Annotated in this window: 16 protein-coding genes; 3 read left to right on the forward strand and 13 right to left on the reverse strand. The window is 61.5% G+C overall.

The annotated features are described in order from the left end of the window. Positions 1–16: 16 nt before the first annotated feature. From JP75_RS10210 to JP75_RS10220, 3 genes are read right to left on the reverse strand one after another with little or no spacing between them, the layout of a single operon-like run. Entirely contained in the window at positions 17–913 is an 897-nt protein-coding gene (locus tag JP75_RS10210) for a ribokinase (protein ID WP_035082393.1), read from the reverse strand. Next, positions 910–1314, reverse strand: coding sequence for a riboflavin kinase (locus JP75_RS10215; RefSeq protein WP_035082394.1), 405 nt, complete (start codon positions 1312–1314; stop codon positions 910–912). Before JP75_RS10215 ends, JP75_RS10210 begins: the two co-directional genes overlap by 4 nt. 16 nt (positions 1315–1330) lie before the next feature. Beyond that, positions 1331–1819: a flavin reductase family protein gene (locus tag JP75_RS10220; RefSeq protein ID WP_201772923.1), complete on the reverse strand. Its 489-nt coding sequence runs from the start codon at positions 1817–1819 to the stop codon at positions 1331–1333. A 101-nt stretch (positions 1820–1920) separates the two neighbouring features. Here JP75_RS10220 and JP75_RS10225 point away from each other — a divergent pair, with 101 nt between their 5' ends. Next, entirely contained in the window at positions 1921–2520 is a 600-nt protein-coding gene (locus JP75_RS10225; protein ID WP_035082396.1) for a PadR family transcriptional regulator, read from the forward strand. A 28-nt stretch (positions 2521–2548) separates the two neighbouring features. Here JP75_RS10225 and JP75_RS10230 read toward each other — a convergent pair whose 3' ends face one another. From JP75_RS10230 to JP75_RS10245, 4 genes are read right to left on the reverse strand one after another with little or no spacing between them, the layout of a single operon-like run. Further along, positions 2549–3895, reverse strand: coding sequence for an NtaA/DmoA family FMN-dependent monooxygenase (locus JP75_RS10230; RefSeq protein ID WP_201772924.1), 1347 nt, complete (start codon positions 3893–3895; stop codon positions 2549–2551). A 39-nt stretch (positions 3896–3934) separates the two neighbouring features. Next, positions 3935–4753 carry an ABC transporter permease gene (locus tag JP75_RS10235; RefSeq protein WP_084587593.1) on the reverse strand — a complete coding sequence of 273 codons (819 nt, stop codon included), beginning with the start codon at positions 4751–4753 and terminating at the stop codon, positions 3935–3937. Further along, positions 4746–5570 (reverse strand): ABC transporter ATP-binding protein, encoded by an 825-nt coding sequence (locus JP75_RS10240; RefSeq protein WP_051960572.1) that lies wholly within the window; start codon positions 5568–5570, stop codon positions 4746–4748. Before JP75_RS10240 ends, JP75_RS10235 begins: the two co-directional genes overlap by 8 nt. An 8-nt stretch (positions 5571–5578) precedes the next feature. Beyond that, positions 5579–6697: an ABC transporter substrate-binding protein gene (locus JP75_RS10245; protein ID WP_201772925.1), complete on the reverse strand. Its 1119-nt coding sequence runs from the start codon at positions 6695–6697 to the stop codon at positions 5579–5581. Between the two features lie 230 nt (positions 6698–6927). Here JP75_RS10245 and JP75_RS10250 point away from each other — a divergent pair, with 230 nt between their 5' ends. Both JP75_RS10250 and JP75_RS10255 read left to right on the forward strand, forming a co-directional pair. Continuing rightward, a complete protein-coding gene (locus JP75_RS10250; protein ID WP_035082398.1) occupies positions 6928–7182 on the forward strand; it encodes a FitA-like ribbon-helix-helix domain-containing protein in 255 nt (84 codons plus the stop codon). Then, positions 7179–7601, forward strand: coding sequence for a type II toxin-antitoxin system VapC family toxin (locus JP75_RS10255; protein WP_035082399.1), 423 nt, complete (start codon positions 7179–7181; stop codon positions 7599–7601). The genes JP75_RS10250 and JP75_RS10255 overlap by 4 nt, the downstream gene beginning before the upstream one ends. Here JP75_RS10255 and JP75_RS10260 read toward each other — a convergent pair. The 6 genes from JP75_RS10260 to ugpA are packed head-to-tail and all read right to left on the reverse strand — an operon-like array spanning position 7598 to position 12762. Then, positions 7598–8371 carry an HAD-IIB family hydrolase gene (locus JP75_RS10260; RefSeq protein ID WP_035082400.1) on the reverse strand — a complete coding sequence of 258 codons (774 nt, stop codon included), beginning with the start codon at positions 8369–8371 and terminating at the stop codon, positions 7598–7600. The genes JP75_RS10255 and JP75_RS10260 overlap by 4 nt on opposite strands. Further along, positions 8368–9141, reverse strand: a complete 774-nt coding sequence (locus JP75_RS10265) for a DeoR/GlpR family DNA-binding transcription regulator (protein WP_035082401.1) — start codon at positions 9139–9141, stop codon at positions 8368–8370. Before JP75_RS10265 ends, JP75_RS10260 begins: the two co-directional genes overlap by 4 nt. Positions 9142–9158: 17 nt before the next feature. Next, positions 9159–9905, reverse strand: coding sequence for a glycerophosphodiester phosphodiesterase family protein (locus tag JP75_RS10270; protein ID WP_035082402.1), 747 nt, complete (start codon positions 9903–9905; stop codon positions 9159–9161). Between the two features lie 44 nt (positions 9906–9949). After that, complete coding sequence (locus JP75_RS10275; protein ID WP_035082403.1) at positions 9950–11014, reverse strand: sn-glycerol-3-phosphate import ATP-binding protein UgpC; 1065 nt, start codon at positions 11012–11014, stop codon at positions 9950–9952. Positions 11015–11017: 3 nt separating this feature from the next. Continuing rightward, the gene (ugpE, locus tag JP75_RS10280) at positions 11018–11866 is read right to left on the reverse strand and encodes a sn-glycerol-3-phosphate ABC transporter permease UgpE (protein WP_035082404.1); all 849 of its coding nucleotides are present in this window, start codon (positions 11864–11866) and stop codon (positions 11018–11020) included. Between the two features lie 11 nt (positions 11867–11877). Continuing rightward, on the reverse strand, positions 11878–12762 hold the full coding sequence (ugpA, locus tag JP75_RS10285) for a sn-glycerol-3-phosphate ABC transporter permease UgpA (protein ID WP_035082405.1): 885 nt from the start codon (positions 12760–12762) through the stop codon (positions 11878–11880). Positions 12763–12777 lie beyond the last annotated feature (15 nt).

The following is a 12777-nucleotide window of genomic DNA, read 5'->3' on the forward strand; positions in this document are numbered from 1 at the left end:
CTTTGCGGCAGGGGGGCTATGCCATTTGGATCGCGTCGACCTCGGCTTTGGTGGGAATGGCCGGTTGCGCGCCGGCACTGCAGCAGGCGAGGCTTCCGGCAATGGCGGCGCGCTGCATGGCCTCTTCGAGCGATAGGCCGGCATCGAGCCCGGCGGCGAGATAGCCGCAAAAAGTATCGCCTGCGCCAACCGTGTCGACCGGTTCGACCCGGTGAGCCGGTACGGAAAAACGGCCTTGCGGGGTTCGCGCATAGGCGCCTTCCGGCCCGAGCGTGACGACAATGGTGCGTCCGGTTCTTTGCACCCAAGCGGTCGCGGCGGCGTCAAGGTCGGTTATGGGGCGGCCCGTCAGGAACGAAAATTCGGTCTCGTTGGCGACGACAATATCGGCCAGCGGCGCGAGATCGGCTGTGTCGGCAAGGAAAGGGGCAGTGTTGAGCACACTGCGGGCACCCTTGCTGCGCGCGATTTCGAGCGCCCGGCGGGTCGCCGCCTGTGGTATTTCCTGTTGCACCAGCAGCGTATCACTTGCCGTCAGGTTCCCGAGATGCCGGTCGGCATCGGTGGCACTGATCGTGCCATTGGCGCCGGGCAGCACGGCGATGACGTTTTCGCCAGCGGCATCGACGAAGATCATGGCAATGCCAGTGGCGGTTTCGGCTTTGCTGAGGCCCGAAAGGTCGACGCCACTATCCTTCAGAAGATGCAGCGCCATCTCGGCAAAGGCATCGTCGCCGACTGCCGAAACGTGCCGAACCTCGGCGCCCGCACGGCGCGCCGCGAGGGCCTGATTGGCACCCTTGCCACCCGGCGCCATGGAAAAGGTGCCGCCTGCGACCGTCTCGCCGGGCCGCGGCAGGCGCGTCACCGTGCCGACCTGATCGAGATTGGTGGAGCCGAAAACGGTGATCATGGCAGAAGTCCAGTCAGGGCATGGTGTGCAAGCATGGCGCGCGATTGGGCAACGTCGCGCTCGGTCTGCCCGGTGAGGTCGTCGAGCCCGGAAAAGCGGCGCATGTCGCGCAGCCTGGTCAAAAGGCAGATGTTCAGTTCGTGGCCATAGAGCGTGCCGTCGAAGTCATGGATGTAGATTTCGACCCGTCGCTCCTTCACGTCGTCAAAGGTGGGGTTGTTGCCCACGCTCGCCGTGGCGCCATGGTGCGTCGTTTGGCCCGGAAGCCAGACGATGCAGGAATAGACCCCATCCGGCGGCAGCTCTACGCCCGGCGCTATTGAGAGATTGGCCGTGGGGAAACCAAGCTTGCGGCCGCGCTTGTCGCCATGGATGACGCAGCCGGAAAGTCTGATCCCCAATGTCCCGGGGCCGAAATCAGGATGCCCGGGACAGTCCAAGATACTGGCTCTGGTGGAAGACGAGGGGGCGAATGTCGGGGAAAAGCGTCGTGTTCCTGATTTCGAACAGGATGATTTCATGGTCGCCACCCGAGAGCCTGTCGGCAATGGTGCAATCGAGCCAAAGCGTGGCGCCGGGAATGAAGCGGGCGGTTTCCTCGCCTGATTCCAGCGCCACATCACGAAAACGGTCGCCATTGCGGGATGAAAGCTGCCGGGACAGCGGCTCCTGATCGGCGCCCAGAATGCTGAGGCCGATGCGGGGCAGGGCATTGAGTTTGGGCCAGGTGCTCGATTGGCGGGCAATGCAGACCGAAACCAGCGGCGGTTCCAGCGAAACGGTGCTGAACGAATTGACTGCCATGCCGACCGGCTCGTTTCCATTGTGTCCGCACATGGCGACAACGCCAGTTGGAAACAGCGAAAATGCCCGCCGCAGGGCCAGGTTTGCCTCCGCGCTATTCAAGATTTCCTCCTCGAGTAGTCAATTTTGAATATTTGAAATGAAGCTATGTCATTTGCTAGGGAATGACAAGAAATTTGCCGAGGGGAAGGCACCAGAAAACCATGTCCAACATCACCCGCCTCGTTGTTTTGGGCGCCGTGCGCCAGTTCGAGCCCGTGCACGGCTACTTCCTCCGTCGCGAGCTGATGACCTGGCATGTGGACGAATGGGCGAACATCCAGCCCGGCTCGATCTACAATGCGCTGAAGTCGCTCAAGCAGGACGGCTATATCGAGGAAGCGGGCACGGAAGCAGCCGGCAAGCGGCCCGAGCGCACCATTTATCGCACCACGCCGCAGGGCGTCGTCGAGCTGATGCGCATGCTCCGCCAGACCCTCTGGACTGTCGAAACTTTCGATACCAAACCCACCATGGCGCTGACCTCGTTCATGTTTCTCCTCAGTCGCTCGGAAGTGGTGGCGGCGCTGAAATTCCGCATGACCGAGATCGACGCAAAGATTGCTAGCAACGGTTTTGACATTGCCGATGTCGGTCATTCGACAACGACGCCTGCCTATGTGCGCGAGATCTTCGAGCTGTCCTCGCTGCGCCTACGCGCCGAGCAGGAATGGGTAAAAGGGCTCTTCGAACGGATCACGGCTGGCAATTATGTCTTTGCCGGCGATCCGGGTTCGCGCGTCGAACCGGTCGAGCAGAAGTAGGCCGCCGGATTTCCCGGCGGCCTAGTCCTTAGAGCGTGCGATACCCGGCGCCCGGATGGTCGGCGCTCAGGATCGGGCTCGGCGTGCCGACAAGGCGTTCGCGTAGCGTATCGCCTTCATAGTCCGAAGCAGCGACGCCGCGGGCGCGTAGGATCGGCATCACCTGTTCGACGAAATCCTTGGTGGAGGCCGGCTGGATCAGCGGCGTGAACAGGAAGCCATCGATGTCGGTCTTTTCGGCGAGATCGATCATGATGTCGGCGATGTCTTCGGGCGTACCGACATAGGGATTGGTGCGAACGCCATGGGCGTGCCAATCCTTGAGCACTTCGCCAACCGTTTTGTCGCCGAAGCGCGCGATCTGGGTCTGCGAGAGTTCGGTATGGAGATCGCTCATCTTGGTCGCGGGATCAAAGGATGAGAGATCGAGGCCGGTGAACCAGGCATAGGAGGCGACGGCCACTTCGGGGGTCTGGGCGTCGAGCAGTTCCTGATGCTTGCGGCGGGCTTCTTCCTTGGTCGGTGCGACGACGCAGGAGAAAGCGCTCATCAGCTTGATCGAATTGGGGTCGCGACCATTGGCGACTGCTTCGTCGCGGATGGATTTGACCTGGCCCGCCAGCTTTTCGGCCGTGCCGCCGCCGAGGAAAATGCATTCGCCATGCTTGCCGCCGAACTGCTTGCCGCGATCCGACGAACCTGCCTGGAAGAGCACCGGCGTGCCTTGGGGCGAATAGGATGAATTGCCGAAGCCGTGCGAGCGGAAATAGGGCCCGTCATGAGAAATGCGGTGCACCTTGTCCGGATTGGCGTAGCGACCAGCCTTGTTGCGCTCCAGCGCGTCGCGTTCCCAGGCGCCCTCAAAGAGCTTGTAGACGAGCTCCATGAAATCGTCGGCCATGTTGTAGCGCTCGTCATGGGCCACCATGGGCACGCCAAAAGCGGCGACGGCGGTTTCGGCTGTGCCCGTCGTCACCACGTTCCAGCCGATGCGGCCCTTGGAAAGGTGGTCGAGGCTCTGCATGCGGCGGGCGAAGGCATAGGGCTGCTCGAGGAGGGTCGAGCCGGTCATGACAATGCCGAGCTTTTCAGTCGAAGCGATGATGGCAGCGCCGACAATGGCGGGGTCGAGGCGCGGCAGGTCGAGGCCTTCGGTGTCGCAGATGTCCGGGCGCGTTCCCTTCACATCGGCCCAACCCCAGGCGTCGGCGAGGAACAGGAAGTCGAGCTTGGCGTCCTCGCACATTTTTGCGACATCGACCCAATAGTCGAGCGTATCGAAATTGTGCCGCTCGCTGTCAGGGTGGCGCCAGGTGGACGTGCCGGAGTCATTGGTCTGGGCGTTTTCAAACAGCCCAAAGCGCAGCTTCTTCATCGTAATGTCTTTCGTAATTGTATGTGGGTGTCGGGCGCCTCAGCGCCCGATCACATCCGCGTCGCTCCACCAGAGGACACGCTTGCGCAGAAGGGCCAGCAGCGACACCAGCACCACGCCGAGAAGGCAGAGGAGGGCAATGCTCGCCCAGGTGACGGGCAGGTCGGCCTGCGCCGCAGAAATGGTAACCAGGGAGCCGAGGCCCGCCTGCTGACCGGCCGCCACGAATTCGGCGACGGCGGCACCAACCACAGCCAGCGGCATGGCGATACGGAGCCCCGCAAAGACGAAGGGCATGCAGCCGGGCAGTCTCAGATCACGAAACGTTTCCCAACGACTGGCATGGAGCGTCTTGAAGACGTCGAGTGCCTTCTGGTCGACATCGCGCAGGCCGGCCAGCGAATTGACCAGCATGGGGAAGAAGACTACGAGCCCGGTGACGATGTACTTTGGCAGCATGCCGAAGCCGAAGGCAACGACCAGAGCCGGGGCAATGGCGACGACCGGGGTGACCATGATCACAACGATCAGCGGCATGATCGCCTTTTCGATGATCGGCAGTTCGGACATGGCCACGGCGAGGAGGAAGCCGAAGAGAATGCCCGCGCCGGCGCCGATGACGATTTCCTGGCAGGTTACCAGCATATTGGCCCAGTACATATGCGGGTCGCCGGCCATGCTGTTGCCGATGGATTCCAGCGTGGGCAGCACATAGGGATTGTTCAGCGCCACGACCTGCCAGAGCACGGCGACCACGACGAAGGTTATGGCGGGCGGCAGCCAGTCGCCTGCGAGGCGCGCCATGGGCGAGGCGGTCTTTGCCTTGGGGGCGACGTCGGCTGCGATCGAACTAGACATGGGCAGCCTCCATCACCTTGCGCAGGGCGTTGCGGACATAACCTTCGAGATCGCGGAAGGCGTCGGTGGCATAAAGTGCTTCATTGCGCGGCCGGGGCAGGTCGACGTCGATGATTTCGGCGATGCGGCCGGGATGGGCCGCCATCAGCACGATGCGGTCGGACAGGATGATGGCTTCGGGCACCGAATGGGTGACGAAGAGCACCGATTTCTGGTTCGATTGCCAGAAATCGAGCAGGCCCATGCGCTGCTGGTCGCGGTTCATTTCGTCGAGCGCGGAGAACGGCTCGTCCATGAGCAGGATTTCGGGATCGAACACGAAGGCGCGGGCAATGGCGGCGCGCTGCTGCATGCCCCCCGAAAGCTGGGCGGGATAGCGGTCGATCGCCTTGCCGAGGCCAAAATTGGTCAGGATTTCCTTGGGATCACGTAGCTTGCGCCCGGCATTGGCGCCCGGATTGATGGAGATAGGCAGGCTGACATTGTCGAGAATGGTGCGCCAGGGCAGCAGGGCCGGCGATTGCGGCACAAGGCCGATGGCCTTTTCGCGCGAGGCCTCGCGCGCCGACTTGCCATTGATCGACACCTTGCCGCCATCGGCATCCGATAGGCCGGCGACCACCTTGAGCAGGGTGGACTTGCCGCAGCCCGACGGGCCGATCAGCGAGACAAATTCGCCCTTGCGGATGGTGAGCGAGACGCCGTTGAGCACGGTGACACGGGCTTCGTCCGGGCCGAAGCTCTTGGTGATATTGGCGACCTCTACCCCGGCCTCGCCGGGGTATCGATCACTGGATGCTTGAGCAGGTGCAGACATTGTCCGGTTCACTTTTCCGGCCAGATCAGCTTGCCGTCCTGATAGAGCGAGGCAACGAGATCAGGATCCATCATGGCTTCGATGGCGGGCGGGTTCTTCAGCCCGCCGAACTTCTGGGCCATGTCATATTCGCTCTGCCAGCCGGCGACGGTCTGCACGCCCGGAGGCCCAAAGGTGCTCGAACGCACCCATTCGGATTCGACGCCCCAGGTGCGGGCCTGCTGCTCACGCGGGAAGGCTGAGCCCTGATTGTTGTCGGCGGCAAGCTGGCTGATCATGTCGACGCACTTTTCTTCCTCGGCGAGGCAGAATTCGAGCGCCTTGAGGCTCGCGCGCATGAAGTCGGCAGCGGCCTCGCGATGCTCGGCGAGGAACTTGCTGTTCACTTCCATGACGTTGTAGGTGCCCGGCAGCCCGAGATCGGACGGCAGGAATTCACTGAAGGGCAGGTTCATGGCCTTGAGCGTCTGGGGCTGGTTTGAGGCATAGCCGACAATGGCATCGACCTGGCCGCGGGTGACGACCGTGGGGTCGTAGTTCGTCATCTTGATCAGTTCGACCTTGGAGACATCGACGCCGGCGGCATCGAGCATGGCAAGAGCGATGGGGGTGATGTTGATGAAGTAGCCGAGGCGCTTGCCTTCGAGATCCTTCAAACTCTTCACCGCTTCATTGGCAAAGATCGAGAAGGGCGACGTGCTGCCATAGGTGGCGACGGCGGTCAGGTTTCGGCTATTGGCGGCGGCCAGCATGACGTCGGAGGCCGAACCGAGCGCAGTGAACTGGGCCTGGCCGGACGAAACCAGCAATTGGCCATTGCCGCCGGCGGCGTTGATTTCGACCGTGAGGCAGAGGGCATCGAAATAGCCCAGTTCCTTGGCGAGGAACACATCCACCTGGCCGGCGCTGGCCGAATAGCCGTAACCGGAAATGTAGGTGATCGTGCCCGCGGCCTTGTTGCGATCGCACTCTTCCTGGGAGACGAGTACGTTTTCCGGGAGTTCGTCGGCAGCGCGCGCCACCTGGGCCGAGAAACCGGCCATGGCGAGGGCGATCATGGCGGTGCCCGAGAAAAGACGGCCGAGCGAGGACGTACCCCGCCCATGGGGTGTAGGTCTAAGCGACAAGAAAACCTCCCTAGTCACGTCCCATTCCTCCAACGGGACGCACATTCCTAGCATAATCAAAATTGACTATGCAAACTTTTCTTATTTGGCACGCTCAGGGGGATAGGAGGGAAGCTAGGCGAAAAGTCGAGGAGGACCGCTCTGTACGCGCTTTCACGACTGCACTCTTGATTTGCTATCATCTGCGCCAAAATGATAGCATAGTTGTCGCTTGAATGGAGTTGTAGCTAATGCCTGCCGTTACCATTCGTAACCTTTCAGAAGAGGCCCATCGCGCTCTCAAGGCGCGCGCGGCCGGACATGGCCGCAGCGCGGAAGCGGAGATGCGCAATATTCTGGAAGCGGCGGTTCGGCCTGCAGACCGCGTCCGTATCGGCTCGGCGCTTTCAGCATTGAGCCAGAATGCGGGCCTGACCAATGCCGACTTCGAGGCGGTGGAGCTGAACCGAGACAAAATGCCGGCCCTGCCGCTGAGCTTTGAATGATCCTGCTCGATACCAATGTTGTTTCCGAGGGCATGAAGCCCCAGCCCGACCCGGCCGTGCGCGACTGGCTTGATGCCCAGGCCGCGGAAACGCTCTATCTTTCGAGCGTTACGGTGGCGGAACTGCTGTACGGCATCGGGGTCTTGCCGGATGGGCAGCGCAAGACAAGGCTCACTGCGGCGGTCGAAGGCCTGATTGGTCTGTTTGAAGGCCGCATCCTCGCCTTCGACTCTGACGCAGCACGGCGCTATGCGGATATCGCGGTCGCCGCGCGCAGGGCGGGGAGGGGCTTTCCAACGCCCGATGGCTACATCGCAGCCATGGCCGTCGCTCACGGTTTTGCGGTTGCGACCCGCGATGCCAGCGCCTTTGCGGCTGCCGACGTTCCAACGATCGATCCCTGGAAAACCGGCGCCTAGCCTCTGGCGGCGAGGAGCGCCTTGGCGATGTCGACGAAGCCGCGTCCGGCAATGTCGGCCGAAATCCAACGCGGTTTGATGGGCAGGTCGTCGAGCACCGGCAGGATATTGGCGACCCCAAAGGTTTTGCTCAAAAAGGCGAACATTGGTGCGTCATTGCGGGAGTCTCCCGCAAAAGAAACCTGTCGCGCCAACTCTTCATCGCCCAGACCCCAGCGGCGCAGCAGGCGTTCGCTCATGGTGCGCTTGTTGTAGTCGCCGATCCAGGTGTTGATGTGAACCGAGCTGATCGCCACAGTGCCGCCAAGTGCGCGGATTTCTGTCGCCAGCGCATCGACTTCCGCGCGTGGGTAGCCGACGATATCGACGGCGACATCGGCGAGACGAAAATGCTGGTCGTGAGCAAGATGAAAGCGACCAACGAGGAGGGGAGCGACGGAAGCGAGATGCTTGCGCTGCCGTTCGCTCTGTAGCGCCTCGTCTTCCCAATATTCGACCTCGACCCGATTGTGCCGGGCCGTCATGACAAAGGCGCCACTCTCGCCGATGGCGGCGGCTACGGGCCATGCGCGCACAATATGCTCGCACCAGCCGGCCGAGCCGCCCGTCACAGTCACGACGGCGATCCCGGCTTTCTCGAGGTCCCAGAGAGCCTGATAGGTTTCGGGCAGCAAGCGGCCGTCGGTGGTCAGGGTGTCGTCGATGTCGGTGAGGAGATAGCTGACATCGCGCAGGTCTTCGGGTGCGGGCGCAGGACCGATAAAACTCATTCGGTGTCTCCGCCGCAAATCTCCACCTCGATCCCTGCGCTTTCAAAGGCCGCGACCACCCGTTTGTCATTGGGCAGCGCGTCGGTGAAAAAGCTGGTGATGGCGGCGAAGGGGGCCACGCGCACCGAGGCATCGCGCGACCATTTGCTGACATCGGCGGCGAGGAATTTGGTTCTCGCATTGTCGAGCAGTTTCATGGTGAGCTGGGCTTCGCTGTAGCTGAAATCCAGAATGCCCTTTTCCGGGTCAAGCGCACCAGCCCCGACCACGGCGTGGGAAGCATAGAATTTTTCGAAGAAATTGAGCGCGTCGGGTCCGACGACGTCGCGGTCATTGTGGCGCAGGAGGCCGCCGGTCATGTGCACTTCGACCTGCGGGGTTTCCGACAGGGTGAGAGCGACATCGATATTATTAGTGACGACACGCAGCTCCTGGTGATCGCGCAGCGCTTCGGCAACGAATTGCACAGTGCTGCCGATGCCCATGAAGACGGTCGAGCCGGCCGGGATTGCGGCGGCGATTCGCCGGGCAATCCGCTGCTTGGCCATGCTGTTGAGCGCGGCACGGGCATTGACCGAGATATTGCGGGCGCCAACGGGTATGTCGACGCCGCCATGGAAACGCCGCGCGTAACCGAGATCACAAAGCGCGTTGATGTCGCGCCTTATGGTCTGGGTGGTCACGTCATAGCGGGCCGCCAGGGGCTCGATATATTGAGCGCCCTCGGTTTCGATCAGGCTCAGGATTTCGCGTTGCCGATGCGACAGCATTTGGCCGACAGCCTCTACTATCCCAAAAACAGCTTGGGATTGTCAGTGATGACCCCGGTGAGGCCCGCGCCCCAGAATGAGACCAGCTCTATGGGGTTGTTGCAGGTCCAGGCACGCACCTTGATACCGCTTTTGCTGGTTTCTTCCAGCATGCCGATGCTCAGCGCCTTGTAATGCATGTGAATGGTCGTTGCCGGAATGGCTTTCAGCTTTTCGGCCCAGTCTTCTGGCGGTCGGCCCCAGAGCATGGCCATTTCGAGATCGGGCTCGAGCGCATGCATGGCTTTGAGCGCCTCGGGATCGAAGCTCGAAATCATGATTTGGGTATTCGGCCCGCGCTTGTTGATATCCGCCTGCACGGCACGCACCAATTGGTCGAGCGACTTGTGGTGCTTGTGCTGCTTGATTTCGACATTGGCGCTGAGCCCGAATTCGCCAAGCGCCTTGATGACTTCGGCCAAAGTCGGCAGGCGCTCGCCGGCATATTTTGTATCAAACCAGGCACCGGCGTCGAGCTTTGCGATGTCGGCATGGCTAAGCGCGCCAAGCGAGCCCATGCCCGAGGTCGTGCGGTCGACGCTGTCGTCGTGAATGACGACAAGCGTATCATCGGCAAGCAAAGCGACATCAAGCTCGACCCAGCGCGCGCCCTGTTCGGCGGCAGCCCGGAAGGCGGCGATGGTATTTTCGGGCGCAATGGCGGATGCGCCGCGATGGGCCTGCACTTCGTCCCTTGTGGGACCGGTATCGGATGGAATGGTCATGACGCGTCTTTGCTCTTGGCCCGCAAGCCACTAAGTCGGTTCTGTTACGGATTCGCGACAGCGGTGTCGGTGCGACGACCGCTTTCACGGTTGAATGGGTGCAAGTCCGCTGGACGCGCATAGAGTGTCACCGCGGCGCCTTCGGCAATATCGGGCCGGCCGGGCACGCTGAGAATGACCGCCTGGTTCGAGCCGGTCAGCCGCACATGGAGATGGCTTTCTCCACCGATGGGTTCGAGCAGTTCCACCGATGCCGCGAGGGCAAGATTTTGGCCGGTTGGCTGGTCCAGAACCAGTTGATCTGGTCGGATACCAATGACGTCAGTCCCATCGGGCAGGTTCAAGCCCTCAAAGCCCGGTGCACCGGCAATGCTCTCCAGCGAAAGCAGGTTCATCGGCGGAGAGCCGATGAAGCCGGCGACGAACAAGGTCGCCGGGCGGTCATAAACTTCAGTGGGCGTGCCGAGCTGCTCCACCAGACCATTATTCATCACCACCAACCGATCAGCGAGAGTCATGGCTTCGAGCTGATCGTGGGTCACATAAAGGCTCGTGGTCTTGAGCCGTCTTTGCAACTTGCGGATTTCTACCCGCATCTGCACGCGCAGCTTGGCGTCGAGATTGGATAGTGGCTCGTCAAAGAGGAAGGCGGCCGGTTCGCGCACGATGGCGCGGCCCATGGCCACGCGCTGACGCTGACCGCCCGAAAGCTGGCGAGGCTTTCGGTCCAGCATGGGCCCGATCTCCAGAATATCGGCCGCTTCCTTGACGCGGCGGTCGATCTCTTCGCGCGGCGTACCGCGGTTCTTCAGGCCATATTCGAGGTTTTGCCGCACCGTCATGTGGGGGTAGAGCGCATAGTTCTGGAATACCATGGCGATGTCGCGCTCGGCGGGCTCGGCCTTTACGACATCGCGGCCGGCGATCTCGATGCGGCCGGACGTGACCGATTCAAGCCCCGCCACCATGCGCAGCAGCGTCGATTTTCCGCAGCCGGAAGGTCCGACGAGCACGATGAGTTCGCCGTCTTTGACCGAGAGATTGATGCCTTTGACGGCCGGAACGGAGCCGTAATTCTTTTTGAGGTCAACCAGGTTGATCGTGGCCATGGCTTATTTCTCCGTTTCCACGAGGCCTTTGACGAACAGGCGCTGCATGAAGATGACTACGAGGACGGGGGGCAGCATGGCCAGCATCACGGCGGCCATCACCAGGTGCCATTGCGGCTCGCCATCGGCCGTGGCGGCCAGGCGCTTGATGCCCATGACGACGGTGTAATAGCGGCTGTCGGTGGTAACGAGCAGCGGCCAGAGATATTGCACCCATCCATAGATGAAGAGAATGACGAAGAGCGCCGCGATATTGGTGCGCGAGAGCGGCAGCAGGATATCGCGGAAGAATTTGAGCGGCCCGGCCCCGTCGACGCGCGCGGCCTCCATCAGTTCATCGGGAATGGTCAGGAAGAACTGGCGGAAGAGGAAAGTTGCCGTCGCCGAAGCGATGAGCGGCAGGGTGAGGCCAACATAGGAATTCAGCAGGCCCAGATCCGCCACCACCTTGAAAGTGGGGATGATGCGCACTTCCACCGGTAGCATCAGGGTTATGAAAATGATCCAGAACGCCAGCAGCCGGAACGGGAACTTGAAAAAGACGATCGCATAGGCCGAGAGCAGCGAGATAGCGATCTTGCCCACGGCGATGATGATGGCGATGACAAGCGAGTTGCCCAGCATGATCCAAAGCGGGGGGGCGCCGGCTGTGGAGATGCCTTCGGTCAACATCAGGCGATAGTTTTCGATCAGATTGGGTCCGGGTAGCAGCGGCACAAGACCGCTCAGGAAGTCGCCATTGCCATGTGTTGAGGCAACGAAGGCGAGATAGACCGGAAACACCACGATGACGACGCCGACGATCAGCACCAGATGGGTGAGGAAGCTGAGGAAGGGGCGATTTTCAACCATTTTGCGCGCTCCTAATACTGCACGCGCCGCTCGATATAGCGGAACTGGATGGCGGTGAGGGCGATGACGATCAGCATCAGCACGACTGACTGGGCGGCAGAAGAGCCGATGTTCAGCCCAAGGAACCCGTCGGCATAGACCTTGTAGACGAGGATATTGGTCGCCTGGGCCGGGCCGCCCGAGGTCGTTGCGTCGATGATGCCGAAAGTGTCGAACATGGCGTAATTGATGTTGACGATGAGGAGGAAGAAGGTCGTGGGCGAGAGCAGCGGGAAGACGATGGTCCAGAACCGCTTGAAGGGCCCAGCGCCATCGATGGCTGCTGCCTCGGTGAGGGATTGCGGCACCGATTGCAGGCCCGCCACGAAGAACAGGAAATTGTAGGAAATCTGCTTCCAGCTCGCCGCGATGATGACGAGCAGCATGGCGTGGCTGCCATCGATCCGGTGGTTCCAGTTGATCCCGAGGCCGCGCAGCAGATAGGGCGCAATGCCGATCGAGGGGTTGAACATGAACCACCACAGAATGCCCACGACGACAGGCGCGACGGCATAGGGCCAGACCAGCAGCGTCGTATAGAGCCGGTTGGTGCGCAGCACGCGGTTGACCGAAACGGCGAGGAGCAGCGACACGCTCATGGCCAGGAGCGTCACCGACACAGCGAATACGGCCGTCTTGCCGACGGAATTGAGATAGGTGGGGTCGGCAAAAAGTCGCTTGTAATTGTCGAACCAGATGAAGGTCGTCTTGAACCCGAAGGGGTCTTCGCGCTCGAAGGACGATTTGACCGCCTGCACGGCAGGCCAGATGAAAAAGATCAGCGTCACGGCAAGCTGCGGGGCCAGGAGCAGATAAGGCAGCAGCTTGTTTGGAAAAATGGTGCGCTTGGTTTGCATGGGCCGAACTCCCCC

Origin of the sequence: Devosia riboflavina (assembly GCF_000743575.1) — a bacterium.
GTDB lineage: Bacteria > Pseudomonadota > Alphaproteobacteria > Rhizobiales > Devosiaceae > Devosia > Devosia riboflavina.